22 protein-coding genes are annotated in these 23,966 nt (G+C 59.8%); 8 read left to right on the top strand and 14 right to left on the bottom strand.

Translation table 11 applies throughout. The features are described from left to right. Positions 1-109 precede the first annotated feature (109 nt). The 4 genes from HGP31_RS28775 to HGP31_RS28790 all read left to right on the top strand — a co-directional run bounded on the left by HGP31_RS28775 (position 110) and on the right by HGP31_RS28790 (position 4,728). Positions 110-2,545 (top strand): TonB-dependent siderophore receptor, encoded by a 2,436-nt coding sequence (locus HGP31_RS28775; RefSeq protein ID WP_168759051.1) that lies wholly within the window; start codon positions 110-112, stop codon positions 2,543-2,545. 72 nt (positions 2,546-2,617) lie between these two features. Continuing rightward, positions 2,618-3,748 carry a PepSY-associated TM helix domain-containing protein gene (locus tag HGP31_RS28780; RefSeq protein ID WP_168759052.1) on the top strand — a complete coding sequence of 377 codons (1,131 nt, stop codon included), beginning with the start codon at positions 2,618-2,620 and terminating at the stop codon, positions 3,746-3,748. Beyond that, entirely contained in the window at positions 3,745-3,924 is a 180-nt protein-coding gene (locus HGP31_RS28785) for a hypothetical protein (RefSeq protein ID WP_020796051.1), read from the top strand. The genes HGP31_RS28780 and HGP31_RS28785 overlap by 4 nt, the downstream gene beginning before the upstream one ends. Positions 3,925-4,098: 174 nt before the next feature. Further along, positions 4,099-4,728: a glutathione S-transferase gene (locus HGP31_RS28790; RefSeq protein WP_033045382.1), complete on the top strand. Its 630-nt coding sequence runs from the start codon at positions 4,099-4,101 to the stop codon at positions 4,726-4,728. A gap of 29 nt (positions 4,729-4,757) precedes the next feature. On the opposite strand, the gene rloA2 is transcribed toward HGP31_RS28790, so the two are convergent. Next, positions 4,758-5,264 carry a retropepsin-like aspartic peptidase RloA2 gene (rloA2, locus tag HGP31_RS28795; RefSeq protein ID WP_020796053.1) on the bottom strand — a complete coding sequence of 169 codons (507 nt, stop codon included), beginning with the start codon at positions 5,262-5,264 and terminating at the stop codon, positions 4,758-4,760. Between the two features lie 274 nt (positions 5,265-5,538). On the opposite strand from rloA2, the gene HGP31_RS28800 reads away from it, so the two are divergent. After that, complete coding sequence (locus HGP31_RS28800) at positions 5,539-6,426, top strand: acyltransferase (protein WP_020796054.1); 888 nt, start codon at positions 5,539-5,541, stop codon at positions 6,424-6,426. 1 nt (position 6,427) lies between these two features. On the opposite strand, the gene HGP31_RS28805 is transcribed toward HGP31_RS28800, so the two are convergent. The 10 genes from HGP31_RS28805 to HGP31_RS28850 form a co-directional block, all read right to left on the bottom strand. Further along, positions 6,428-7,009 (bottom strand): DUF2780 domain-containing protein, encoded by a 582-nt coding sequence (locus HGP31_RS28805; RefSeq protein ID WP_168759053.1) that lies wholly within the window; start codon positions 7,007-7,009, stop codon positions 6,428-6,430. A gap of 262 nt (positions 7,010-7,271) precedes the next feature. Continuing rightward, positions 7,272-8,471 (bottom strand): formaldehyde dehydrogenase, glutathione-independent, encoded by a 1,200-nt coding sequence (fdhA, locus tag HGP31_RS28810; protein WP_020796056.1) that lies wholly within the window; start codon positions 8,469-8,471, stop codon positions 7,272-7,274. Positions 8,472-8,672: 201 nt separating this feature from the next. Continuing rightward, positions 8,673-9,530, bottom strand: coding sequence for a formyltetrahydrofolate deformylase (gene purU / locus HGP31_RS28815; protein WP_020796057.1), 858 nt, complete (start codon positions 9,528-9,530; stop codon positions 8,673-8,675). Continuing rightward, positions 9,527-9,688: a hypothetical protein gene (locus HGP31_RS28820; RefSeq protein WP_020796058.1), complete on the bottom strand. Its 162-nt coding sequence runs from the start codon at positions 9,686-9,688 to the stop codon at positions 9,527-9,529. Before HGP31_RS28820 ends, purU begins: the two co-directional genes overlap by 4 nt. A gap of 12 nt (positions 9,689-9,700) precedes the next feature. Continuing rightward, positions 9,701-10,333, bottom strand: a complete 633-nt coding sequence (locus HGP31_RS28825; RefSeq protein WP_020796059.1) for a sarcosine oxidase subunit gamma — start codon at positions 10,331-10,333, stop codon at positions 9,701-9,703. Between the two features lie 148 nt (positions 10,334-10,481). Further along, positions 10,482-13,499 carry a sarcosine oxidase subunit alpha gene (locus tag HGP31_RS28830; RefSeq protein ID WP_168759054.1) on the bottom strand — a complete coding sequence of 1,006 codons (3,018 nt, stop codon included), beginning with the start codon at positions 13,497-13,499 and terminating at the stop codon, positions 10,482-10,484. Then, positions 13,496-13,825, bottom strand: coding sequence for a sarcosine oxidase subunit delta (locus tag HGP31_RS28835; RefSeq protein WP_008057118.1), 330 nt, complete (start codon positions 13,823-13,825; stop codon positions 13,496-13,498). The genes HGP31_RS28830 and HGP31_RS28835 overlap by 4 nt, the downstream gene beginning before the upstream one ends. Positions 13,826-13,839: 14 nt before the next feature. Then, positions 13,840-15,090 carry a sarcosine oxidase subunit beta gene (locus HGP31_RS28840; RefSeq protein WP_007980419.1) on the bottom strand — a complete coding sequence of 417 codons (1,251 nt, stop codon included), beginning with the start codon at positions 15,088-15,090 and terminating at the stop codon, positions 13,840-13,842. A gap of 23 nt (positions 15,091-15,113) precedes the next feature. After that, positions 15,114-16,367, bottom strand: coding sequence for a serine hydroxymethyltransferase (gene glyA / locus HGP31_RS28845; protein WP_020796061.1), 1,254 nt, complete (start codon positions 16,365-16,367; stop codon positions 15,114-15,116). Between the two features lie 293 nt (positions 16,368-16,660). Further along, positions 16,661-17,389 (bottom strand): TraX family protein, encoded by a 729-nt coding sequence (locus tag HGP31_RS28850; RefSeq protein ID WP_168759237.1) that lies wholly within the window; start codon positions 17,387-17,389, stop codon positions 16,661-16,663. Between the two features lie 131 nt (positions 17,390-17,520). Here HGP31_RS28850 and HGP31_RS28855 point away from each other — a divergent pair, with 131 nt between their 5' ends. Next, a complete protein-coding gene (locus HGP31_RS28855) occupies positions 17,521-18,561 on the top strand; it encodes a threonine aldolase family protein (RefSeq protein WP_168759055.1) in 1,041 nt (346 codons plus the stop codon). Between the two features lie 237 nt (positions 18,562-18,798). Further along, the gene (locus tag HGP31_RS28860) at positions 18,799-18,981 is read left to right on the top strand and encodes a hypothetical protein (RefSeq protein ID WP_168759056.1); all 183 of its coding nucleotides are present in this window, start codon (positions 18,799-18,801) and stop codon (positions 18,979-18,981) included. Between the two features lie 80 nt (positions 18,982-19,061). Here HGP31_RS28860 and gbcB read toward each other — a convergent pair whose 3' ends face one another. Then, positions 19,062-20,162, bottom strand: coding sequence for a glycine-betaine demethylase subunit GbcB (gene gbcB, locus HGP31_RS28865; RefSeq protein ID WP_020796065.1), 1,101 nt, complete (start codon positions 20,160-20,162; stop codon positions 19,062-19,064). Between the two features lie 294 nt (positions 20,163-20,456). Here gbcB and gbcA point away from each other — a divergent pair, with 294 nt between their 5' ends. Next, positions 20,457-21,752 carry a glycine-betaine demethylase subunit GbcA gene (gbcA, locus tag HGP31_RS28870; RefSeq protein ID WP_020796067.1) on the top strand — a complete coding sequence of 432 codons (1,296 nt, stop codon included), beginning with the start codon at positions 20,457-20,459 and terminating at the stop codon, positions 21,750-21,752. A gap of 851 nt (positions 21,753-22,603) precedes the next feature. On the opposite strand, the gene HGP31_RS28875 is transcribed toward gbcA, so the two are convergent. Both HGP31_RS28875 and etfB read right to left on the bottom strand, forming a co-directional pair. Further along, entirely contained in the window at positions 22,604-23,170 is a 567-nt protein-coding gene (locus HGP31_RS28875; RefSeq protein WP_020796068.1) for a GNAT family N-acetyltransferase, read from the bottom strand. 22 nt (positions 23,171-23,192) lie between these two features. Continuing rightward, complete coding sequence (etfB, locus tag HGP31_RS28880) at positions 23,193-23,963, bottom strand: electron transfer flavoprotein subunit beta (protein WP_020796069.1); 771 nt, start codon at positions 23,961-23,963, stop codon at positions 23,193-23,195. Positions 23,964-23,966 lie beyond the last annotated feature (3 nt).

Here is a 23,966-nt window from a genome sequence, read left to right on the forward strand (position 1 = left end):
ACCCAACTTTGTTTACTGAATCGAAATTATTTCCATCCAGCCCTATCACTTTTTGATTTTCGTTCGGTACTTAGGCAATTGAGAAGTATTCACTTTCAGGAGCCGCTGTATGTCCCGTTCGTTAGACGCCTTGTTGCGCCCCGGTTTGCTGGCGCTTGCCATTGCTCTTTGCACGCCTTTGGCCAGCAGCCAATTGATCGCCGCTGAACAGGCGTCCAGCGTTCGTGCCTACAACCTGCCGGCCGCACCACTGGCCAGCACCCTGAACCAGATTGCCAGCCAGGCCGGCCTGGCGTTGTCGTTGAACCCGTCGCTGGCAGCCGGCAAGAGTTCGGCCCCGGTCCAGGGCCAGTTCGACGCTGCCGGCGCCCTGCGCGAAGCCCTGCGTGGCACCGGGCTGCAACTGGAGCAAAGCGGCGGCACCTACACCCTGGTGGCCGTGCCTGAGGGTGTGATGGCTTTGCCGGCAACCAGCGTCATCGGTGTAGAAGCAGAGACTGAAAACGCCTGGGGTCCGGTGCAAGGTTACCTGGCCAAGCGCACCGCTGCCGGCACCAAGACCGACACGGCACTGGCAGAAGTACCACGCTCGATTTCTGTTGCCACCCGCGAGCAGATGCAAGACCGTGCCGTACAGAATCTCGATGACGCTGTACGCTACATGCCCGGGGTCATTGCCAGCAGCTACGGCAGCGATAGCCGTGCCGAGTGGCTGAAAGTTCGTGGATTTGAGCCCACTCAGTTCCTCGATGGATTGCCGCTGCCAAAGGGCACTTACACCATGCCGAAAATAGAGACCTGGGACCTTGAGCGAGTAGCACTGCTGCGTGGCCCTGCCTCCTCGCTTTACGGCCAGACACCGCCTGGCGGCTTGCTCGACATGGTCAGCCGACGCCCTGATGCGTTGGCCAGCAACGAAGTGCAATTGCAAGTTGGCAGCTACGAGCGTAAGCAGATCAGTTTCGACAGTACCGGTCCGGTCGATGACGAAGGGCGTTTTTTGTACCGCGTCAGCGGTGTGGTGCGTGATAGCAACACCACCATCGAGCACATCGACGACAAGCGTTACAACATCGCTCCCAGCCTGACCTGGAACATCGATCCCGATACCACGCTGACTTTCCTCAGCCAGTACAACCGTGACGATACCGGCACCACCAGCCAGTTCCTTCCGCTACAGGGCACCAAACTGTCCTCGCCCGCTGGAGAAGTGAAGTTCCACAAGAATCTCGGTGATCCGGAATGGGAGTTCTACGACAAGACCTATTACGCGTTGGGATATGCCTTTGAGCACCGGATGAACGACGTTTGGCAGTTCCGTCAGAACCTTCGCTATACCAAGAGCGATCTGTCCTTCCAGAGCATTACCGCGGGCGGTTTCTATGGTTCGGTCGAAGACGACGGCACCCTGTCCCGGGGTGCCAACGTAGTTGACGAAGACCTCAGCCAGTTTGCCGTGGATAACAATTTCCAGGCCGATTTCGACACCGCTGCCATCAGGCACACACTGTTGCTGGGGCTGGATCACCAACGCGTCAACACCAACTACAAATGGCTGTTCGGCAACGCGCCAACCAGCAACATCACCCACCCGATCTACGGGCAGGACTTCAGTAACGTCCAATACACCGCGTTCAATGACTACAACCAGAAGACCCATGACACAGGCCTCTATGTCCAGGACCAGATGGCCCTCGACAACTGGCGCCTGACCCTGGGCGGTCGTCAGGACTGGCTGCACACGGAATCGACGTTCTACAACATGAACAATGCCAAGGACACCCGCGACGACACCAACTTCAGCGGCAACGCGGCCATCAGCTATGTGTTCGACTCCGGCTTCACTCCCTACATCTCCTACGCCGAATCCTTCCAGGCAGAAGCAGGTGGCGCCAACGGCGAGGCATTCCGCCCTGGCACTGGCAAGCAATATGAAATCGGACTCAAGTACCAACCACCGGGCACCGACATGCTGTTCACGGCTGCCGCCTATGACCTGACCCGCAAGGACATCGTCCTCAGCGACACCCTGGGCGTTTCTCGCCCGCTGGGTGAAGCGAAAGTCCGAGGCTTCGAGCTGGAGGCAACCGGCAACGTCAACGAAAACCTGAATCTGACGGCTTCGTACACCTACGCCAACAGCAAGATGACCAAAGTCACCGATCCGCTGGACAAAAATCGCCCGCTGCCACTGACCCCGGAAAACCAGGCCGCGGCATGGGCTGACTACACCTGGCATACCGGTGTTCTGGATGGCTTTGGAATCGGCTTTGGTGTGCGCTATATCGGCGAAACCGACAACATCGCCATCGGCAGCATGGCCTTTGTACGCGATCCGTCAGACGGCCACAGCGATTCCTATACCGTCTATGACGCGGCCGTTCATTACGACCTGGGCCGCCTGGACAATGCACTCAAGGGCGTCAGTGTCAGCGTCAACGCCAACAACGTATTCGACAAGGAATACATCTCGACCTGTGACGGTTTCTACTGCTACTACGGCGACCGTCGCAACGTCATGGCCAGCCTTGACTACAAGTGGTAACGACTTGATCTGACACGCCCGGTACCCAGGCCGTCCTTCGAGGACGGCCTGGGTATTTCTGGAGGCTACGAAATGAAAAGTAAAACAATTCGCCGCTGGTCCTTTGTCCACACCTGGACCAGCCTGATCTGCACGGTGTTCCTGCTGATGCTGGCACTCACCGGCCTGCCGTTGATCTTTCACCATGAGATCGACCATTTGCTGGGCGATGCCGCCGAATTGAAGCAAATGCCGGCAGACACACCGCAACTGAATCTGCAACAGCTTGTGCAGGCGGCTGAAAAGCATCGTCCCGGTGACGTCATGCAGTATTTCGGTTTCGACGATGATGAGCCCAACGGCGCAATCGCGATCATGGCGGCCACCGCCGGCACCGAGCCGAACTCTTCCCACACCTTCATGCTCGACGCCCGCACCGGCGAAGCGCTGGAGATGCCATCGGCCAATGGCGGCTTCATGATGGTCATGCTGCGCTTGCATGTAGACATGTTCGCCGGGCTGCCGGGCAAGTTGTTGCTGGCGTTCATGGGTTTGCTGTTCGTCGTCGCGATCGTTTCCGGCACGGTGCTGTACCTGCCGTTCATGCGTCGCCTGAAATTCGCCACCGTGCGCCAGGACAAATCCACCCGCCTGCGCTGGCTCGACCTGCACAACCTGATCGGCGTGGTGACCCTGACCTGGGCCCTGGTGGTCGGCGTAACCGGCGTGATCAGTGCCTGCGCCGACCTGTTGATCGCCGCGTGGCGCAACGACAGCCTGAGCGCGATGGTTGCGCCGTATCGCGATGCGCCCCCGCTGTCGCAACTGGCGTCGGCTACACGTTTGCTCGATATCGCCAAGGAAGTCGCACCCGGCATGCAACCGGACTTCATTGCCTTTCCCGGCACGCGGTTCTCCAGCGAACACCATTACGCTGTGTTCATGAAAGGCAGCACGCACCTGACCTCGCACTTGCTGACACCGGTGCTGATCGACGCCAGCACCCTGAAAGTCACCGCCGTGGCCGAGCGTCCCTGGTACATGGACGCCATGGGCATGTCGCAGCCTTTGCATTTCGGTGACTACGGCGGCATGCCGATGCAAATCCTCTGGGCCACCCTGGATGTGCTGACGATCATTGTGCTCGGCAGTGGCGTTTACCTGTGGGTGGTGCGGCGCAAGGCGGTGAAACCCGTACTGGAGAAAGCGGAGAGCGTGGCATGAGGCCCCGCCAGTCGAGTTTCTGGAAGGTGTTCGCCACCCCAACTGTTATCGCCTTGTTCAGCGCGGGCGGGTTATTTGCCGCGTTGCTCGGCGATGGCGTTTGGGATGCCCTGAGCTGGCTTGGATTAGGCATCCCTGCCGTCCTCGCCCTGCGCGGCCTCCTGCAATGCCGGTAACGGACATCCCCCTGTAGGAGCGAGCCTGCTCGCGAAAGCGGTGTGTCAGAGAGCATTGATGTCAACTGACACGGCCTCTTCGCGAGCAGGCTCGCTCCCACAATTGAATGTGATCTTGAGCTCTCGCCTCCACACGTTATGCTGCGTGACACCGCCACCAACCGAGTCACTGCCATGTCCACCCCGAGCATGACCCTGTACCACAACCCCCTCTCCCCCTTCGTCCGCAAAGTCATGGTGCTCTTGCACGAAACCGGTCAACAGGACCGCGTTGCCCTACAGAATTGCGTGCTCACACCGGTTGATCCGGACCAGACCCTGATCGACGACAACCCCTTGAGCAAGATCCCCGCCCTGCGACTGGCCGATGGCAGCATCATCCACGACAGCCGGGTGATCCTCGACTATCTGGATCACCAGCACGTCGGCAACCCGCTGATCCCCCGCGAAGGCTCGGCCCGCTGGCGGCGCCTGACACTCGCCTCCCTGGCCGACGGCATCATGGACGCCGCGGTACTGGTGCGCTACGAAGTCGCCCTGCGCGCCCCGGAAAAACACTGGGACCAATGGCTCGACGGCCAGCGCGACAAAATCCGCCGTGCCCTGGCGTTGCTGGAAAAAGATGCGATGGCCGAGCTGGCCAGCCATTTCGACATCGCCGCGATCGGAGTGGCCTGTGCGTTAGGGTATCTGGATTTGCGCCATCCGGACCTGGACTGGCGATCGGCCAATCCGCAGTTGGCGGCGTGGTATTTCGAGGTGAGTCAAAGGCCTTCGATGTTGGCGACGATGCCGAAGGTTTGATGAAGCTACACCAACACCCTGTGAACCGATCAACAATCCGGCTTGTCCGCCGTAAACCTGCGAGCCGGATTCACCGCCGCGCCAAACTCGCGCAAGGCCTTGGCGCCGATCAACAATGGGTAATTGAAGCTACTGCGATCGGTGAGGTTAACCTCGACCGTGCGTTTGACATTGCCCAGGCACAACTCCAGATCCACCACCGGTCGCTTGGTGGGCGCGATCACTTCGCTGTCATCTTCGTCCTCTTCGGAACGGGTCTTGATCTTGCTGATCCGCGCGACCTTGTGTTCGTAAACCTTATTGCTCGCGCCCTTGGTGGCGAGACGGAAGCGCACCCAGTCTTCGCCGTCGCGGGTGAAGGTTTCGATGTCCTTGGCCGACAGCGACGCGGTCAGGGCGCCGGTGTCCATCTTGGCCTTGAGCACTTCGCCGCCGATTTCCGGTAGCGCGATGTATTCGTAGCGACCGTACAGGGTCGGCTCGGCGGCCATGACCGGCAGGGCGATGAGTGAAAACAGTGCAAGAAGGGATTTCACGTACGGGGAGTCCTTGAGAGATGGGCAGCGCAATTTTAGACCGTTGTCGAATAGATCGTTCCCACGCAGCGCAAAGGATTGCCTCAACGTACGCTCTGCGTTCGGCCCCTGATTTGGGACGCAGCGCGTCCCGGGCTGCATTCCCACGCGGAGCATGGGAACGATCGGTGTCAGGAGGTTAGCGCGTCAAAGGTGAAACATTCGTCACCGGTGATTTGGCCTGTCGCCCGAAGCTGCTTATCATGGCGCGCCCAAACGCTTCCAAGAGTTCTTTATGCGCCGCCTGCTCACCGGCTGTTTTGTCACATTGCTGCTGTTACTTAACACCCTGGTCCTGATCGGACCCTTGATGGTGTTTGCCCTGCTCAAGCTGGTCCTGCCCGGCCGCTTTCGCGATTATGCGTCCTGGGTGGTGATGTGGATTGCCGAGACCTGGTCGGAAATCGACAAGCTGATCTTTCGCCTGTGCATTCCCACCCGATGGGATATCCGCGGCGGTGACGATCTGCGTCGTGACACTTCGTATCTGGTGATCAGCAATCATCAGTCCTGGGTCGATATCCCGGCGCTGATCCAGACGCTGAACCGACGCACACCGTTTTTCAAATTCTTCCTCAAGAAAGAACTGATCTGGGTGCCGTTCCTCGGCCTGGCATGGTGGGCGCTGGATTACCCATTCATGAAGCGCTACACCAAGGCTTTTCTGGCGAAGAACCCGGAACTGGCCGGCAAGGATCTGGAGATCACCAAACAGGCCTGCGAACTGTTCAAGCGCCAGCCCGTGACCGTGGTCAACTATCTGGAAGGCACTCGCTACACCAGCGCCAAAAGCACCCAGCAACAATCACCCTTCACTCACCTGCTCAGGCCCAAGGCCGGTGGGGTAGCCTTTGTGCTGGCAGCGATGGGCGAACAACTGGATGCCATTCTCGACGTCACCGTGGTCTATCCACAGCAAGCGATTCCGGGGTTCTGGGACTTGATCAGCGGCAACGTTCCGAGGGTCATCATTGACATCAAGACCCGCGAACTCGACCCGGCGCTTTGGCAGGGCGACTACGAAAACGATCCACTGTTTCGCGAGAAAGTCCAGAACTGGGTCAACCAGCTCTGGAACGAGAAGGACCGGCGTATCGACGATTTGCGCGCCGAGAGTCGCTGAATCAGCTACCGGTGCTGGTGCCGAATCCTGTGTCTGTGCCTGTGCCTGTGCCCCAGATGCTGCCCAAGCTACTCAGCAGGGAACCGCCGACGCCTTGTTGACCTAGGTACTGCAGGATCACCGGGGTAAACATCCCGATCATGCCGGTGTCCATGCCCAGGGCGCTGAAGGCGTTGTTCAGGTCATTGGTGTCCTTGACGTTGCCCAGGGCGTTATCCAGCCCTGCGGCCTTGCCGCTCGAACCGAGCAAACCGGCGAGCGCCCCCAACTCTCCCCCACCCGAGAGAATGTCGATGCCCGGCACGCTTTTGGCCAGCTCCGAATAATCGGTCGAACTCAGCTGATTCTTCGCCAACCCAAGCATCGCCCCGGCGCCGCCGACGGCTTGCTCTGGCGTGATGTTCAATTGGGTGAGCGCGCCCAGCAGGTCTGCTGTCTCAGAGGTCGGCGCAGCCTCCGTGGCCGCGTTGCCCTTCATGCCGGAAATGGCACTGGCCGCATCGCTCAGGCTGAATTGTGCAAAAGCCGGGCTGACCACCAGGGTCATGAGCGATGCCAGGACAAAACCGCGTGAAATCTTCATTCAGACATCCTCTTGCGTCGAGAAAAAACACCCGGCTTTCGGGCGCAAAGCTGCCGGTTTGACCGGGTAGCCGCGGGCATGTTCCTCAGGCCTGCATCCATTTCTCATCCGTTCGTCACAAAGGAGCCCTGAAGCCTGCGGCAATATCAGATTTTCAAACGAAAAAGTGATGTGCACACGCAGCTCTAAAAACGCGCATTGAGCAAATGCAACTTACAAAAAAAGGGCGATCCAAGATCGCCCTTTTTTACCTATACAGCGTTTACGCCGCGCTGAACAACTTATGCGGATCAATCACAAATTTCTTCGGCACGCCCGCATCAAACTCGCCATACCCTTCCGGCGCCTGATCCAGGCTAATCACCTGCACACCCACCACTTCAGCAATGTTGATACGGTCCCACATGATCGCCTGCATCAGCTGGCGGTTGTACTTCATGACCGGGGTCTGGCCGGTGTGGAAGCTGTGGGATTTGGCCCAGCCCAGACCAAAGCGAATGCTCAGGCTGCCCATTTTCGCGGCGGCGTCCACGGCGCCGGGGTCTTCGGTGACGTAGAGACCTGGGATACCGATCTTGCCGGCTACGCGTACTACGCCCATCAGCGAATTGAGCACGGTGGCCGGAGCTTCGTGTTTCACGCCGTCATGGCCGTGACCGCGGGCTTCGAAGCCTACGGCGTCGATGGCGCAATCCACTTCTGGCTCGCCCAGCAGTGCGGCGATTTGCTCGTGCAGTGGAGTGTCAAGGGACAGGTCGGCGATTTCGAAACCCTGGGCCTTGGCGTGGGCCAGGCGCACGGTATTGACGTCACCGACGATTACCACCGCCGCACCCAGCAGGCGAGCGGAAGCGGCCGCCGCCAAGCCGACCGGGCCAGCACCGGCGATGTATACGGTGCTGCCTGGGCCAACGCCGGCGGTCACTGCGCCGTGGTAGCCGGTCGGCAGGATGTCGGAGAGGCAGGTCAGGTCGCGGATTTTTTCCATCGCGCGATCGCGGTCCGGCAGTTTCAGCAGGTTGAAGTCGGCGTAAGGCACCATCGCGTATTCAGCCTGGCCACCGGTCCAGTCACCCATGTCGACGTAACCATAAGCACCACCGGGACGCGCCGGGTTAACGCTCAGGCACACGCCGGTATGCATTTCCTTGCAGGAACGGCAGCGCCCGCAAGCCACGTTGAACGGAACAGACACCAGGTCGCCGATCTGCAGGTTCTCGACGTCGCTGCCCTTCTCGATCACTTCACCGGTGATCTCGTGACCCAGGACCAGGCCGGTTTGCGCAGTGGTACGGCCGCGCACCATGTGCTGGTCGGAACCACAGATATTGGTGGAAACCACGCGCAGGATGACGGCGTGGTTGATTTTCCTGCCGCGCGGGTCCTGCATTTTCGGATAGTCGATTTTCTGTACTTCGACCTTGCCAGCGCCGAGATACACCACACCACGATTGCCAGACATGCTTTCACCTCGCTGTTGTTTTTATGGAACCGCGTTGCCCAGGCAGGCAGCGCGTTAATTGCTCGGGTACAGATGCTGTTTCTTGTGTTGCCTGTTATGGCCTCTTCGCTGGCAAGCCAGCTCCCACAGTGATCCGGGATAAATATCGGATGTGTGAACGACACAAAACCCTGTGGGAGCGGGCTTGCCCGCGATAGCGGTCTAAAGAACGACGGTTCTATTGGCGTTCAAAAACACTCTTCTCTCAATGTGATAACCGACCGCCCGCGCCAGGGTCAGCCCTTCGATATCGCGCCCCTTGGCGATCAGGTCTTCCGGGTAATGACTGTGATCCACCACCTCGACGCCTTGGGCGATGATCGGTCCTTCGTCCAGGTCGTTGTTGATGTAGTGCGCCGTGGCACCGACCAGTTTCACGCCTTTGTTGTAGGCCTGGTGATAGGGTTTGGCACCCTTGAAACCCGGCAGCAGGGAGTGGTGGATGTTGATCGCCCTGCCGTCGAGCTTGCGGCACAGCTCCGGCGACAGCACCTGCATGTAGCGGGCAAGGATCACCAACTCGGCACCGGACTCCTCGATCACCTGCAAGACCTGACGCTCTTGGGATGGTTTGTCGTTCGGGTCCAGCGGGAAATGGTAGTACGGGATCTGGTGCCAGTCGGCCAGCGGCTTGAGGTCCGGGTGGTTGGAGACCACGGCGACTACGTCCATCGACAATTGGCCGATGCGTTGGCGGTAGAGCAGGTCGTTGAGGCAGTGATCGGCCTTGGAGACCATGATCACCACTTTAGGCCGGTAATGCGGCGGCGTCAGCTCGAAGACCATGCCGAAAGATGCACCGCGTTCAGCGAGGCCTGCGCGAAACGACTGTTCGTCGAAACCCTCCGGCTGGCGGAACTCCACCCGAATGAAGAAACGGCCCGAGAGCCGGTCATCGAAGGAGTGGTGCTCGGTGACGTAACAGCCCTGCTCGAACAGAAAGCGCGTCACCGCGTCCACGGTGCCGAGCACGCTGGGGCAGTCGGCGGTCAAGATCCATGTGTCTGGGGCGCGGCTCATAGTGCGGTGACTCCTGAGGCATCGATAAACGAAAGCTGCATCTTGTGGGAGCGAGCCTGCTCGCGATGGACGTTAACGATAACGCGTATTTCCTGAATCAACGCGTTGCCCTCAAGTTCATCGCGAGCAGGCTCGCTCCCACAGTTGATCGCCTCCATGACTGGCTCTAATCAAGCCTGGACGCTAAGCCCGTATTCGGCAGACGCATCCTGCAACCACAACCACCAGTAATCCGAGAAGCTGCGACGGATCAGCAGCTCCCAGGTGTCTTCAGCGGTGTGACGGATCACCAGTTGCGATTTGGCGAACACCGTGCCAACAGCCTTGCCCACCGGGAAGTTGTTGGGGTGCACGTCGTAGCTGGTGGACTTCATCAATACCTGGCGCACGTTCGGGCCGCTCAGTTCGAGGATCTGCTGGCCACCGCTGACGTTGACGATCTGGATGTGCAGGTCGCCCAGCGCTTTGCGCAGTTTTTGCTCGGCGGCGAATTCTTCGCCGGTCGGGACGATCAGCAGCCACTCATCCGGCCCCATCCATTGCAGGCTGGTCTCGCCTTTGACGATGACGGTCAGAGCGCCCGGCAATTCGATGCCCAGGGCCTTGTGCACGCCCGCGGCAAATGCAGCGTCGTGGCCATCACCACGGATGGTCAGGTGACCAAGGAGTTTTTTCTCACGCACGGTAACGCCGGCGTTCTTGCGACCCTTGCCCACGAGGCTGGCGAGGTCGGCGTGATGCAGCGACGACTCGGCCTTGGCCCCGTTGGTTGGGCGCTGTTGGTAAACATTGGCTGCGGTCATAAAGCACCTGTTCCTGAATTCTGTTGGCCCTGTGGAGGCTGTTCCGCCGCCTTCGCGAGCAGGCTCGCTCCCACAAGGGTTACGCAATCTCTGTGGGAGCGAGCCTGCTCGCGAAAGCGTCGGCAGGCTCACCACAGGGCCTGGGCAATTACACGTTCTGGCGTTCGCCTTTCGGATCGAAGAACACCGAAGAAACGATTTCCGCCTCGATCACGCTGCCATCCGCCAGTGGCGCGAACACACGTTCGCCCATGCGGTTCAGGCCGCCCTTGACCACGCCCATGGCAAACGAATAGCCCAGGGAGTTGTGCAGGTAGCTGGAGGTCACGTGACCGACCATGGTCATCGGGATGGCCTGCTTGGTGTTGAACACCAGCTGCGCACCTTCCGGCAGCCACTTGTTCGGATCGATCGGCTTGAGGCCGACCAGCTGCTTGCGCTGATCACGCACGCAGTCTTCACGGTTCATCCCGCGCCAGCCGATCCACGAGAACGGTTTGTTGCGACCGACACACCAGCCCATGTTCAGGTCATCTGGGGTCATCGAGCTGTCAGTGTCCTGGCCGACTATGATGAAGCCCTTCTCGGCCCGCAGCACGTGCATGGTTTCGGTGCCGTACGGCGTCAGGTTGTACTTCTTGCCCGCGTCGACGATTTTTTCCAGCACGCCCATGGCGTAGTCGGCTTGCACGTTGACCTCGTACGACAGCTCACCGGTAAACGAAATCCGGAAAATCCGCGCCGGCACGCCACCGACCTGGGCTTCTTTCCAGGTCATGAACGGGAAGGCTTCGTTGCTCAGGTCGGCGTCGGTGACTTCGCTGAGCAGCTTGCGGCTGTTCGGCCCGGACAGGGTCATGGTCGCCCAGTGATCGGTCACGGAAGTGAAGTACACCTTCAGGTCCGGCCATTCGGTCTGGTGGTAGATCTCCAGCCATTGCAGCACGCGTGCAGCGCCGCCAGTGGTGGTGGTCATCACGAAATGGTTGTCGGCGAGGCAGGCGGTTACGCCGTCGTCGAAGACCATGCCGTCTTCTTTGCACATCAGGCCGTAGCGGGCCTTGCCCACGTCGAGCTTGGTCCAGGCGTTGGTGTAGATGCGGTTGAGGAACTCGCGTGAATCCGGGCCCTGGATGTCGATCTTGCCCAGGGTCGAAGCATCCAGCAGGCCGACGCTGTCGCGCACGGCTTTGCATTCGCGCTTGACTGCCGCGTGCATGTCTTCACCGGATTTCGGGAAGTACCATGGACGTTTCCACTGGCCAACATCTTCAAACTCGGCACCATTTTTCAGGTGCCACTGATGCAGCGCGGTGTAGCGCACAGGCTCGAAAATGTGCCCACAGTGACGACCAGCCACCGCGCCGAAGGTCACCGGCGTGTAGTTCGGACGGAACATGGTGGTGCCCATCTGCGGGATGGTCACGTTCAGCGAACGGGCAGCAATGGCCAAGCCGTTGACGTTGCCGAGCTTGCCCTGATCGGTGCCGAAGCCCAGCGCGGTATAGCGCTTGACGTGCTCGACCGACTCGAAGCCCTCGCGGGTCGCCAGTTCGATGGCGGCGGCGGTGACGTCATTCTGCAGGTCGACGAATTGCTTCGGCGCCCGTGCGGTGTTCTTTTCGTGCGGCACCTGGAACAGCGCCAGCGTCGGCTCTTCCAGACGGGTCAGGGCTTTTGGCAAGGTCGCTTCGACCGCACCGAAACCGGCTTCGCTGGCAGCGCGAACACCGCCTTCAAAACCGTCAGCCAGGGAATCGCCGAGACCGTAGACGCCGTTGATGCCACCGACGCATACACGTTTCTGCGGTGCTTCGCCCGGTACGAAACCAAGTATATCTTCGCGCCAGATCGGCTTGCCGCCCAGGTGCGAGGCCAAGTGAACCACCGGGCTGTAACCGCCGGAACTAGCGACGATGTCGCAGTCGAGCCATTCACCAGGGCTGGTGACTTTGTGGCCTTTGACATCGATCGCGGCCACGCGGGCAGCGGTCACGTGCTTGGTGCCACGGGCCTCGATCACGGCGCTGCCGGTGAGGATGCGGATGCCCTTGGCGCGTGCTTCTTCCACCAGCGCACCGCGCGGGTTGCTGCGGGCGTCGGCGACGGCCACCACTTGCAGGCCGGCATCGAGCCAGTCCAGGGCCACGCGATAGGCGTGGTCGTTATTGGTCGACAGCACCAGTTTCTTGCCCGGTGCTACACCGTAGCGGCGCACATAAGTCGAGACGGCACCGGCCAGCATGTTGCCCGGCACGTCGTTGTTGCCGTAGACCAGTGGACGCTCGTGAGCGCCGGTCGCCAGCACGACACGCTTGGCGCGAACACGGTGGATGCGCTGACGTACCTGGCCAATCGGCGCGCGGTCACCGAGGTGATCGGTGAGGCGTTCGTGAATGGTCAGGAAGTTGTGGTCGTGGTAGCCGTTGACCGTGGCGCGCGGCAACAGCAGCACGTCCGGGGTGTTCTTCAGCTCGGCGATGACGCTGGCAACCCACTCGGTCGCAGGCTTGCCGTCGAGGCTTTCGCGGGAGTCGAGCAGACTGCCGCCGAACTCTTCCTGTTCGTCCGCCAGGATCACCCGGGCACCGCTGCGCGCAGCCGCCAGTGCAGCGGCCAGGCCTGCAGGGCCGGCGCCGACGATCAGCACGTCGCAGTGCTGGTTCATGTAGTCGTAGGTGTCCGGATCGTTCTCGGTCGGCGAGCGGCCAAGACCGGCTGCCTTACGAATGTACTTCTCGTAGGTCATCCAGAACGATTGCGGGTACATGAAGGTTTTGTAGTAGAAACCCGGTGGCATCAGCTTGCCGCCGACCTTGCCGAGAATCCCCATCATGTCGTTGTTCACGCTTGGCCAGCCGTTGGTGCTGGTGGCGACCAGGCCCTGGTACAGCGCTTGTTGCGTAGCGCGCACGTTCGGGATTTGCGTGGCTTCGGTGGCACCGATCTGCAGCACCGCGTTCGGCTCTTCGGCACCGGCGGCGAAAATGCCGCGCGGACGGGAATACTTGAAGCTGCGACCGATGATGTCGACGCCGTTAGCCAGCAGTGCTGCGGCCAGGGAGTCGCCTTCAAAGCCTTTGTAGCTCTGACCGTTGAAGGTGAACGTCAGGACTTTGTTGCGGTCGATCCGTCCGCCGTTGGACAGGCGATTGATCTGGCTCATACCTTCTCTCCCAGAGCCGTGGTGGCCGCTTTCGGGCTATCGGTCTTGTCGGTGAATTGTGGCTTGGTGCCGATCTTGTAGGTTTCGAGAATCTCGTAGGTCACGGTGTCGCGGGTGACGTTGAAGTATTGGCGGCAACCGGCGACGTGATCCCACAGCTCGTGGTGCAGGCCGCGAGGGTTATCGCGGAAGAACATGTAGTCGCCCCACTCCTCGTCGGTGCAGCTGTTGGGGTCCAGTGGACGCGGGATGTGCGCCTGGCCGGATGCATGGAATTCCTCTTCGGAGCGCAGTTCGCCGCAGTGAGGACAGAAGATATGCAACATGGGGATTTCTCCTGTTAGTGGGCAACCGCAGCAGCGCCGTGTTCATCGATCAACGCACCGTTGTGGAAACGGTCGATGGAGAAAGGTGCGGCCAACGGGTGCATTTCACCCTTGGCCAGGCTTGCGGCAAACACGTTGCCCGAGCCAGGTGTTGCCTTGAAGCCACCGGTACCCCAACCGCAGTTGAAGAACATGTTCGGGACCGGGGTTTTCGAAATGATCGGGCACGCATCCGGCGTGGTGTCGACGATGCCGCCCCACTGACGGTTCATGCGTACGCGGGACAAGACCGGGAACATCTCGACGATGGCCTGGATGGTGTGCTCGATCACCGGGTACGAACCACGCTGGCCATAGCCGTTGTAGCCATCGATACCGGCGCCGATCACCAGGTCGCCCTTGTCGGACTGGCTGATGTAGCCGTGTACGGCGTTGGACATGATCACGCTGTCGATAATCGGCTTGATCGGCTCGGACACCAGCGCTTGCAGCGGGTGGGATTCGATCGGCAGACGGAAACCGGCCAGCTTGGCCATGTGCCCGGAGTTACCGGCGGTCACTACGCCAACGCGCTTGGCGCCGATGAAGCCCTTGTTGGTTTCCACGCCGATGCACACGCCGTTTTCCTTGCGGAAACCGATCACTTCGGTCTGCTGGATCAGGTCCACGCCCAAGGCGTCGGCGGCACGGGCAAAGCCCCAGGCCACGGCATCGTGACGGGCCACGCCGCCGCGACGCTGGACGGTAGCGCCCATCACCGGGTAGCGGGTGTTCTTCGAGCAGTCGAGGTACGGGATCTCATCGGCCACTTGCTTGGCATCGAGCAACTCGCCGTCCACGCCGTTGAGGCGGTTGGCGCTGACCCGACGCTCGGAATCACGGATGTCCTGCAGGGTGTGGCACAGGTTGTAGACGCCACGCTGGGAGAACATCACGTTGTAGTTGAGGTCCTGGGACAGGCCTTCCCACAGTTTCATCGCGTGTTCGTACAGGTGCGCAGACTCGTCCCACAGGTAGTTGGAGCGAACGATGGTGGTGTTGCGCGCGGTGTTACCGCCACCCAGCCAGCCTTTCTCGACCACGGCCACGTTGGTGATGCCGTGCTCCTTGGCCAGGTAGTAGGCCGTGGCCAGACCGTGCCCGCCACCGCCGACGATGACTACGTCGTAGACCTTTTTAGGGGTCGGCGTGCGCCACATGCGCTGCCAGTTTTCATGGTGACTGAGAGAGTGTTTGAAGAGGCCGAAGCCCGAATAGCGTTGCATAGTCATTTACTCCAAAACCGCACTCAGCGATAAACCGGGAAGTCCGCGCACAGAGCCGACACTTGCTGCGCAACATTGGCCTCGACGTCGGCATCGCCGAGGTTGTCGAGGATGTCGCAGATCCAGCCGGCCAGCGTCACGCACTGGGTCACCTTGAAGCCGCGAGTGGTCACCGCCGGGGTGCCGATACGCAGGCCGGAGGTCACGAACGGCGACTGTGGATCGTTCGGGACAGCGTTCTTGTTCACGGTGATGTGGGCGCGACCGAGGGCTGCATCCGCCTCTTTGCCGGTGAGGCCCTGACGGATCAGGCTGACCAGGAACAGGTGGTTGTCGGTGCCGCCGGACACTACATCGTAGCCGCGTTTGATAAATACGCCGGCCATGGCCTGGGCGTTGTCGATCACTTGCTGCTGGTAGGCCTTGAAGCCTGGCTCCAGCGCTTCCTTGAAGCACACCGCCTTACCGGCGATCACGTGCATCAGCGGGCCGCCCTGGGCACCGGGGAACACTGCAGCGTTGAGTTTCTTCTCGATTTCTTCGTTGGACTTGGCCAGGATCAGCCCGCCACGTGGACCGCGCAGGGTCTTGTGGGTGGTGGTGGTGACCACGTCGGCGTAAGGCAGCGGGTTCGGGTACAGGCCGGCGGCGACCAGGCCGGCAACGTGGGCCATGTCGACGAACAGCAGCGCACCGACTTTGTCAGCGATCTGACGGAAACGTGGGAAGTCGAGGGTCTTGGAGTAGGCCGAGAAGCCGGCGACGATCATCTTCGGCTTGCACTCGACGGCCAGGCGCTCGACTTCGTCGTAGTCGATCAGGCCGGTCTTGGTGTCGATGCCGTACTGCACGGCGTTGTACAGCTTGCCCGAGGACGACACTTTCGCACCGTGGGTCAGGTGACCACCGTGGGCCAGGCTCATGCCGAGGATGGTGTCGCCGGCTTGCAGCAGCGCCAGGTACACGGCGCTGTTGGCCGAGGAACCGGAGTGCGGCTGGACGTTGGCGTAGTCGGCGCCGAACAGTTGCTTGGCGCGTTCGATGGCCAGGGCTTCAACCTTGTCCACGTGCTCGCAGCCACCGTAGTAGCGCTTGCCCGGATAGCCTTCGGCGTATTTGTTGGTCAGGCCGCTGCCTTGCGCTTCCATCACACGTTTGCTGGTGTAGTTCTCTGACGCGATCAGCTCGATGTGATCTTCCTGGCGTTGCTCCTCGGCATTCATCGCCGCCAGCAGTGCATCGTCGTAACCCTGGATCTGGTCTTGCTTGCTGAACATCGCGTCTCTCCCAGCGGCGGCACTGCGCCATTCGTCTCGGTGAGGCACTGGCTTTTCGGCAGTGCCCTTTGATAGCGATGGTATGACCGGCTTCGAGTCGTCAAATGCCTACGCGCGCCACGTAAAGGTGCGTTTACGACATGGCGGGAAATGGCAGGTCGGACACGACCCGCGAACCAACTGCAATCCCCTGTGGGAGCGAGCCTGCTCGCGAAGGCGATGAGTCAGAAACATTGAAGTCGCCTGACACTCCCTCTTCGCGAGCAGGCTCGCTCCCACAAGCTTTCCCGGGGTTATGCGAGGGCTTGGCGCAGTGCTAGCAACACCAGGAAATGCACGGGATACAGCGCATACGCCCAGCGCCGCATCGGCGGTGGTTTTACGTCACTGGCATGTCGCAACAGGAACAGCCCCAGCCATGGCGCAATCAGACAAGTGGCGATGGCCGCCATCGCCACCTCATTACCCTGTCGAACGGAGTAATAAAGCACCTGCCATTGATTGGCCGCCAGACAAACCACCCCCGGTAACAGCGCGAAATACCAGGGACGCCGGATCACCAGCAGCATCGCCAGCGGCAACATCACGCCGAAAAATCCGAACATCAGTTGTCGCGCAAACAGTGCCGCCAGCACGACGGCGCCGGCCGCGACCAGACGCGCCTGCAGGGTCCGGTCCTGCCAGCCGAGCACCACCAGCAGACCGAGTGCCAGCGTGGGCATCACATTCAACGTGTCGGGGCTGGGAATGAACATTCGGTAGGGAATTTCACTCACTGCGCTAAACATCAGTAACCAACTCAGATAGCGCCACTGTCCGCTGGTCGCCACCGCCGGCTTGCGCGTCAGATTGATCACTATCGCCAGGCAAAACCACGGGAACGCCAAGCGCCCCGGCACATACAGCCAATCGGCGGAGTAACCGACATATCGCAGGTGATCGAGCACCATGCTCAAAAGCGCCAGCCACTTGAGCAAATCCAGTGCACGGTCGCGCTGCTTTAAGTGTGTAGCCGTGTGCATAATTGCCCGACATCCTTGTAATGTTCTGACAGTGACATCCCGTGCGCTCCCCGGATGATCTTCGGTACAGTGCGCACCATCATTGACCACGAGACGCTTCACCATAAGCGTCCCGACCACGGAAGCAGGCCATGACCGATAAGAGCCAACAATTCGCCAGCGACAACTACTCCGGCATTTGCCCTGAAGCCTGGGCTGCCATGGAGCAGGCCAACCATGGCCACCAGCGCGCTTACGGCGACGACGAATGGACCGCCCGCGCGTCCGACGATTTCCGCAAATTGTTCGAAACTGACTGCGAAGTGTTCTTCGCCTTCAACGGCACTGCCGCCAACTCGCTGGCCTTGTCGTCGTTGTGCCAGAGTTACCACAGTGTGATCTGCTCGGAAACCGCCCACGTCGAAACCGACGAATGCGGCGCCCCGGAATTCTTCTCCAACGGCTCCAAGCTGCTGATCGCCCGTACCGAAAACGGCAAACTGACGCCGGAATCGATCCGCGAAGTGGCCCTCAAGCGCCAAGACATTCACTACCCCAAACCCCGCGTCGTGACCCTCACCCAGGCCACCGAAGTCGGCAGTGTCTACACCCCGGACGAAATCCGCGCCATCAGTGCCACTTGCAAGGAGCTGGGCTTGAACCTGCACATGGACGGCGCGCGGTTCTCCAACGCCTGTGCGTTCCTCGGGTGTACGCCAGCGGATCTGACCTGGAAGGCCGGTGTTGATGTGTTGTGCTTCGGCGGTACTAAAAACGGCATGGCCGTGGGCGAAGCGATTCTGTTCTTCAACCATAAGCTGGCTGAAGACTTTGATTACCGCTGCAAACAGGCTGGGCAACTGGCGTCGAAAATGCGCTTCCTCTCGGCGCCGTGGGTCGGCATCCTGGAAAACGATGCCTGGCTCAAATACGCGCGCCACGCCAACAGCTGCGCGCAATTGCTGGCTGAACTGGTGAGCGACATTCCAGGTGTAGAACTGATGTTCCCGGTGCAGGCCAATGGCGTATTCCTGCAACTGTCGGAACCGGCCATCGCCGCACTGACCGCCAAGGGCTGGCGTTTCTACACCTTCATCGGCAACGGCGGCGCACGCTTCATGTGTTCGTGGGATACCGAAGAAGAGCGTGTGCGGGAACTGGCGGCGGATATTCGCGAAGTGATGTCGCACTAATCTCACACGCCTGCCCGCCCGCGACGCACTCTCTGTAGCAGCCGCCGAGTGCAGGCTTCGCCAGCTGCTACAGATTTGGCCGTTTGTCGGCACTGGTATTTCTGACAGTACCGTCACCAGACTTCGGGCGAGTAGTTTTAGACGACCTGAAAAGGAGCCTAAGCAGTCTTTCGGGATCCACCGCAAGGCCTGTCGAGACTCGACAAGCCATAGTGTTCAACCCTGGGAGAACGAAAAATGGAAGCTGAACGCACCACGCTCAAATCTGAACCCATCGATCGGCAACGGTACTTGGAACTTGCTCAGCCAGGTAACTTTTACAAGTACCAAGGCATGACTTTCGAAGTAAAGGAGAAAACGTTTTTGAGTCTTGGTGGTGACCAGTACGAGATTGAGGTTAAAACCACACCCGTCAAGTAACTACTCTCACGCCTCTACTTCTTGTAGGAGCCGCCGAAGGCTGCTCCTACCGAAGTTGTTCGACACTCCTTTCGAATGATCTAAAACTCAATCCGCACATCCCCCTTCGGCACGCTGCAGCACGACAGGATGTACCCTTCGGCTTCGTCTTCCTCGGTGATCCCGCCGTTGTGCTCCATCTCCACTTCACCTCCCAGCTTCAGCACCTTGCATGTGCCACAGATGCCCATGCCGCAGGCTTTGGGAATCAGCAAACCGACCTTGGCCGCTGCCGCATGCACGGTTTCGCCAGGCGCCACGCGAATGCTCTTGCCGGACGAGATGAACTCCACCTGATGCAGATCCGCCACGTCGACTTCCGGTGCTTCGGCCGCTTGTTCGGCGTGTTCCACAGCATCGGCACGCGCCTCTGGCGGCGTCGCGCCGAAGGATTCCTCGTGATAACGCTTCATGTCGAATCCGGCGGCTTCCAGCAGGCGCTTCACCGCATTCATATACGGTGTCGGGCCGCAGCAAAACACTTCCCGTTCCAGGAAGTCCGGCGCCATCAATTCAAGCATTCTATGGTTGAGGTAACCGCGATAGCCGGCCCAAGGCTCACCCATACCGTGCTTCTCGCAGATCAGGTGCAGGCTGAAGTTGTCGATCCGCGACGCCATGTGTTCCAGCTCGCGGTGGTAAATGATGTCCTTGGGCGAACGGGCGCTGTGGATAAACACCATGTCGACATTGCCGTTGGTGTCGTAGAACCAGCGCGCCATGGACATGACTGGCGTGATACCAACGCCGCCGCTGAGGTAAAGCACCTTTGGCGCAGTGAAATCCATGGCGTTGAACAGCCCGACCGGCCCGTGTACCGCCAGCTCCTGGCCTTCGTGCAAGGTGTCGTGCAGCCAGTTGGAAACCTTGCCGCCCGGCACTCGCTTGATGGTCACCGAAAAGCTGTACGGCACCGACGGCGAGCTGGAAATGGTGTACGAACGCATGATCTGCTGGCCTTCGATTTCCAGCTCCAGGGTGACAAACTGCCCCGGCTTGAAGAAGAACATGATCGGCTGGTCGGCCATAAAGCAGAAGGTGCGCACATCCCAGGTTTCCTGGATGACTTTGACACAACGGACGATGTGCCGACCATTGGCCCAGGTCTGGGTGGTTACCGGGTTCAGGAAGCTGTTGGACATGCTGATCTCCACGGCCGACTGTCGGCCTTCATGTTGGCGATTCTGCGTATAGCGCGAAACAGCCATTTACCTATCTGCGACATTCACATGCTTATCGCGACCAGCCCCCAACGACCGGGGCTTGCGCGTCGGGAACAGATTGCACCATGTCGCCCATGGATAAGGTTCTGGCCAGCGCCGGCCCCACACTCGCCCCATACCAAGACACAATCTTTACACCTTGCGTAGCACCCTTAGCAGTACACCTGATTAGCCACTTTCGCCGGCCACGCAGATGGCCTTGAGGATTAAACGATGGACGTCACTACTACCCTGAGCCTGGGCGATCCGCTGGAACCCGCACGCAAGGCCACCGCGCAGATGCTGCAAGAGCGCGAACGCACGTTCTCGCTGCCGCAGCCTTTCTACTCTGACGAGCGCCTGTTTGATATCGACATGCAGGAAATCTTCCAGAAAGAGTGGTTGATCGCCGGCATGACCTGCGAAATCCCAGCCAAGGGCAACTACCTGACCCTGCAAGTGGGCAAGAACCCGATCATCGTGATTCGTGGTGCCGAAGGCGTGGTGCATGCCTTCCATAACGTCTGCCGCCACCGTGGTTCGCGCCTGTGCACCAGCGAAAAAGGCAAGGTCGCCAAACTGGTCTGCCACTACCACCAGTGGACGTATGAACTGGACGGTCGCCTGCTGTTTGCCGGTACCGAAATGGGCGCCGACTTCGACATGAAGCAGTACGGCCTCAAGCCGGTGAACGTAAAGACCGCCGGTGGCTACATCTTCATCAGCCTGTCGGAGAATCCGCCAGCCATTGATGACTTCCTGTCGACGCTCAGCCATTACATGGAACCGTACGACATGGAAAACACCAAGGTGGCAATCACCACCACCTTGATGGAGAAAGCCAACTGGAAGCTGGTGCTGGAAAACAACCGCGAGTGCTACCACTGCAATGCGTCGCACCCGGAACTGCTGAAAACCCTGCTGGAATGGGACGACGTCACCGACCCGCGCGCCGACCAGGCGTTCAAGGACCACGTGGCCGCCTCTGCCGCTGCCTGGGAAGCCGAAAAGATCCCTTACGCCCACGCCAGCTTCGGCCTGCGTAACCGCATCGTGCGCATGCCTTTACTCAAGGGCACCGTGTCGATGACCCTGGACGGCAAACAAGGCTGCGCCAAACTCATGGGCCGCATCAAGAACCCGGATCTGGGCTCGATGCGCATCCTGCACCTGCCACACTCGTGGAACCACTGCATGGGCGACCACATCATCGTGTTCACCGTGTGGCCGATCAGCGCGCAGGAAACCATGGTCACCACCAAGTGGATCGTGCACAAGGACGCCGTTGAAGGTGTGGATTACGACGTTGACCGCATGCGGCAGGTCTGGGACGCCACCAACGACCAGGACCGTCGCCTGGCCGAAGAGAACCAGCGTGGCATCAACTCCACGGCATACCAGCCAGGTCCGTACTCCAAGACTTACGAATTCGGCGTGGTGAACTTCGTGGATTGGTACAGCGAGCGCCTGCTGAGCAACCTGGGCGCCGAGCCTGCGCCGTACCTCAAAGGCGTCCCTGTCCAGGGCTAACGCCCACGCCCCCCTGTAGGAGCGAGCATGCTCTCTCCTACAGGGACGGGTTCTCTTCCGAATTCATATCTCATATCACCTCTTTAGCACTGTACGAAATATGATCTATTGCGTTCAGAGCTATACCCTGTGTGCCTCCCAGCCTTCCGCAAACAAGTTATCCACATATCCACCCACAGCAAATGGGGACAACTGTGGAAATGCCGATAACTTTCTCCACAGAACTCAAAGAAAATCCGTGACTTATCCAGAATCAAGGTTTTTCACAGAGCCTGATCATTTATTGATCAAACCTCTATAAAGCACGAAATACGTGGCCTTCAGAGGATGGCGAACACCTTATCCACAGAAGCGCCAACAGACTTTGGGGGCAACTATTGTTCATCTGTGGAAAAGCGCTGAAAGCCGCGATTTTTGAGGGTTTACGCAGGGGATAACCGTTAAAAAGCCATCTTTGATCAATTTTTAACCAGAAGCCTGAAAGCCGCTGTTTATAAGGCCCTCAGCGGTAAGCGAACATCTTATCCACAGAAGCGCCAACAGACTTTGGGGGCAACTAGGGGCCTGCTTTGGATAAAAAAGTGTGAAAAAACCGTATCTTATGCTGGTTATAATTTGACCTAAGTCTTGCAGCTCACGGTTTTAAAGAGGTATAGCGAGGGGCGAACATGTTATCCACAGAAGAGCTAACAGGGATTGTGGGTAAACCAGGAAAAATCTTGTTAAAACGGCTTACTGTGTTTTACGGCACTGCCGAAGATAGTGGGTACAAACTGTTAACTACCCTAACAAAGCGCCACTAAAGCCAACACTATCAGGCCTGATAGGGCCGCCCGCCACCGGGCAGCCCGTTAAGGCCGATACATCAAATAGGCTTCTCCCGTGACTCGAATCATCGGATGCGGCGCAATCTGGCAGGTATCGACAACACGGAAACCATGGCGCTCATAGAACCGCCGGGCACCGGTGTTTGCGGCGTAGTCGATCAGGCTCAAGCCATTGAGCCCGAGCCGGTTGGCGCGGTCGTAGGCGTAGGCAAGGAACTGCTTGCCCAGCCCCTGGTTGCGCCAGCCTTCGTGCAGCGCCAGGCTGGAAATATAAAGGGTGTCGGGGATTTCCATCTTGGCGTACGGCGCCAGCACCGGGTCGGTCACCGGTGCCGCGAACGGATCGTGACGCATCACGTAGCTGTGCAGCATGCCAATGACCTTACCTTCAGCTTCGGCGATCAGGCAGTTCTGCCAGGAAAAATCCACATCGTCGCGGGCGTAACGCAGGGCTCCGACGTCCAACAGATCCTGCCCCGGTTCTGCTATCTGGCTCCAGATGTAATCCGCAGCGCCCTCCGATGAAATCTGGAACAAACGCGCAATCTCACGCGCATCCGCGCGAACTGCCGGACGAAATTCTACTGCCATTGACCTGCCCCCAAACGGACCGCTAGCGGACCACACCTTCTTCGATCAGCAACTTAAGGATGGCTTCAGCCCCCGCCTGTGCCGTCACGCCCTTGAGCACTTGTCCGCCACCACCACTGGCTTTCGCCGTTGCGGCTTTCATGCGATCGGCGCCGCTCTTGGCCTTGATTACCTTCAAGCGCTTCGGCCGTGGCTTGGCCGGTTGCAGGGTGGCGACCGCGAGCAATTCATCGTCGACGATTTCCACCTCATTGGCTTGCAAAACTCCGCGCCGGGCCGGACCGTAGGCGCTTTGCCGAGGCTTTGGCGCAGCGTTATCCACAGTGGCGAGAAACGGCAAGCGAACCTTCAAGCGACGCCGCTGACCGCGCGGCAGAGCCTGCAGTACCAGCGCCGAACCCCCATCAATCGACTCGACCTGCGCCAATCCCACCACCAGCGGCCAGCCAAGGCCTTCGGCCAGCAGGAACGGCAGCATGCCCGAGCCCTCGCCGGTTTCCGCCTGGCTACCGGTCAGGACCACCTGTGCCCCGGCATCGCGCAAATAAGCGGTCAACGCCGGAAGCGCATCGGCGCCCTGCGGTTGTTCAAGCACATGCAATTGTTCCAGCCCCATGCCCAGATAAGCGCGCAAGGCCGGTTCGCCAACGTCGCCGGCGTGCAGCACCTGCAAGTTATCCCCAGCCAGCTGCAAGCCCAACTCCACCGCCCGTGCATCCTGTTCCGCGCGACGTGGTCGACCGGAAGTCGGGTGGGCGCCGATGGACACCAGGCTGATGATTTTCGTGCTCATAAC

Origin of the sequence: Pseudomonas umsongensis (assembly GCF_012647205.1) — a bacterium.
Taxonomy (GTDB): domain Bacteria; phylum Pseudomonadota; class Gammaproteobacteria; order Pseudomonadales; family Pseudomonadaceae; genus Aquipseudomonas; species Aquipseudomonas umsongensis.

Bases quoted from the DNA above. Each gene is read 5' to 3' on its own strand.
- glyA (WP_020796061.1), bottom strand. From the start codon at position 16,367: ATGTTCAGCAAGCAAGACCAGATCCAGGGTTACGACGATGCACTGCTG.
- HGP31_RS28790 (WP_033045382.1), top strand. From the start codon at position 4,099: ATGTCCACCCCGAGCATGACCCTGTACCACAACCCCCTCTCCCCCTTC.
- HGP31_RS28820 (WP_020796058.1), bottom strand. From the start codon at position 9,688: ATGGAGGCGATCAACTGTGGGAGCGAGCCTGCTCGCGATGAACTTGAG.
- HGP31_RS28825 (WP_020796059.1), bottom strand. From the start codon at position 10,333: ATGACCGCAGCCAATGTTTACCAACAGCGCCCAACCAACGGGGCCAAG.
- HGP31_RS28800 (WP_020796054.1), top strand. From the start codon at position 5,539: ATGCGCCGCCTGCTCACCGGCTGTTTTGTCACATTGCTGCTGTTACTT.
- HGP31_RS28855 (WP_168759055.1), top strand. From the start codon at position 17,521: ATGACCGATAAGAGCCAACAATTCGCCAGCGACAACTACTCCGGCATT.
- HGP31_RS28860 (WP_168759056.1), top strand. From the start codon at position 18,799: ATGGAAGCTGAACGCACCACGCTCAAATCTGAACCCATCGATCGGCAA.
- HGP31_RS28875 (WP_020796068.1), bottom strand. From the start codon at position 23,170: ATGGCAGTAGAATTTCGTCCGGCAGTTCGCGCGGATGCGCGTGAGATT.
- HGP31_RS28775 (WP_168759051.1), top strand. From the start codon at position 110: ATGTCCCGTTCGTTAGACGCCTTGTTGCGCCCCGGTTTGCTGGCGCTT.
- etfB (WP_020796069.1), bottom strand. From the start codon at position 23,963: ATGAGCACGAAAATCATCAGCCTGGTGTCCATCGGCGCCCACCCGACT.
- HGP31_RS28780 (WP_168759052.1), top strand. From the start codon at position 2,618: ATGAAAAGTAAAACAATTCGCCGCTGGTCCTTTGTCCACACCTGGACC.
- fdhA (WP_020796056.1), bottom strand. From the start codon at position 8,471: ATGTCTGGCAATCGTGGTGTGGTGTATCTCGGCGCTGGCAAGGTCGAA.
- HGP31_RS28785 (WP_020796051.1), top strand. From the start codon at position 3,745: ATGAGGCCCCGCCAGTCGAGTTTCTGGAAGGTGTTCGCCACCCCAACT.
- HGP31_RS28835 (WP_008057118.1), bottom strand. From the start codon at position 13,825: ATGTTGCATATCTTCTGTCCTCACTGCGGCGAACTGCGCTCCGAAGAG.
- HGP31_RS28805 (WP_168759053.1), bottom strand. From the start codon at position 7,009: ATGAAGATTTCACGCGGTTTTGTCCTGGCATCGCTCATGACCCTGGTG.
- purU (WP_020796057.1), bottom strand. From the start codon at position 9,530: ATGAGCCGCGCCCCAGACACATGGATCTTGACCGCCGACTGCCCCAGC.
- HGP31_RS28830 (WP_168759054.1), bottom strand. From the start codon at position 13,499: ATGAGCCAGATCAATCGCCTGTCCAACGGCGGACGGATCGACCGCAAC.
- gbcA (WP_020796067.1), top strand. From the start codon at position 20,457: ATGGACGTCACTACTACCCTGAGCCTGGGCGATCCGCTGGAACCCGCA.
- gbcB (WP_020796065.1), bottom strand. From the start codon at position 20,162: ATGTCCAACAGCTTCCTGAACCCGGTAACCACCCAGACCTGGGCCAAT.
- HGP31_RS28840 (WP_007980419.1), bottom strand. From the start codon at position 15,090: ATGCAACGCTATTCGGGCTTCGGCCTCTTCAAACACTCTCTCAGTCAC.
- HGP31_RS28850 (WP_168759237.1), bottom strand. From the start codon at position 17,389: ATGCACACGGCTACACACTTAAAGCAGCGCGACCGTGCACTGGATTTG.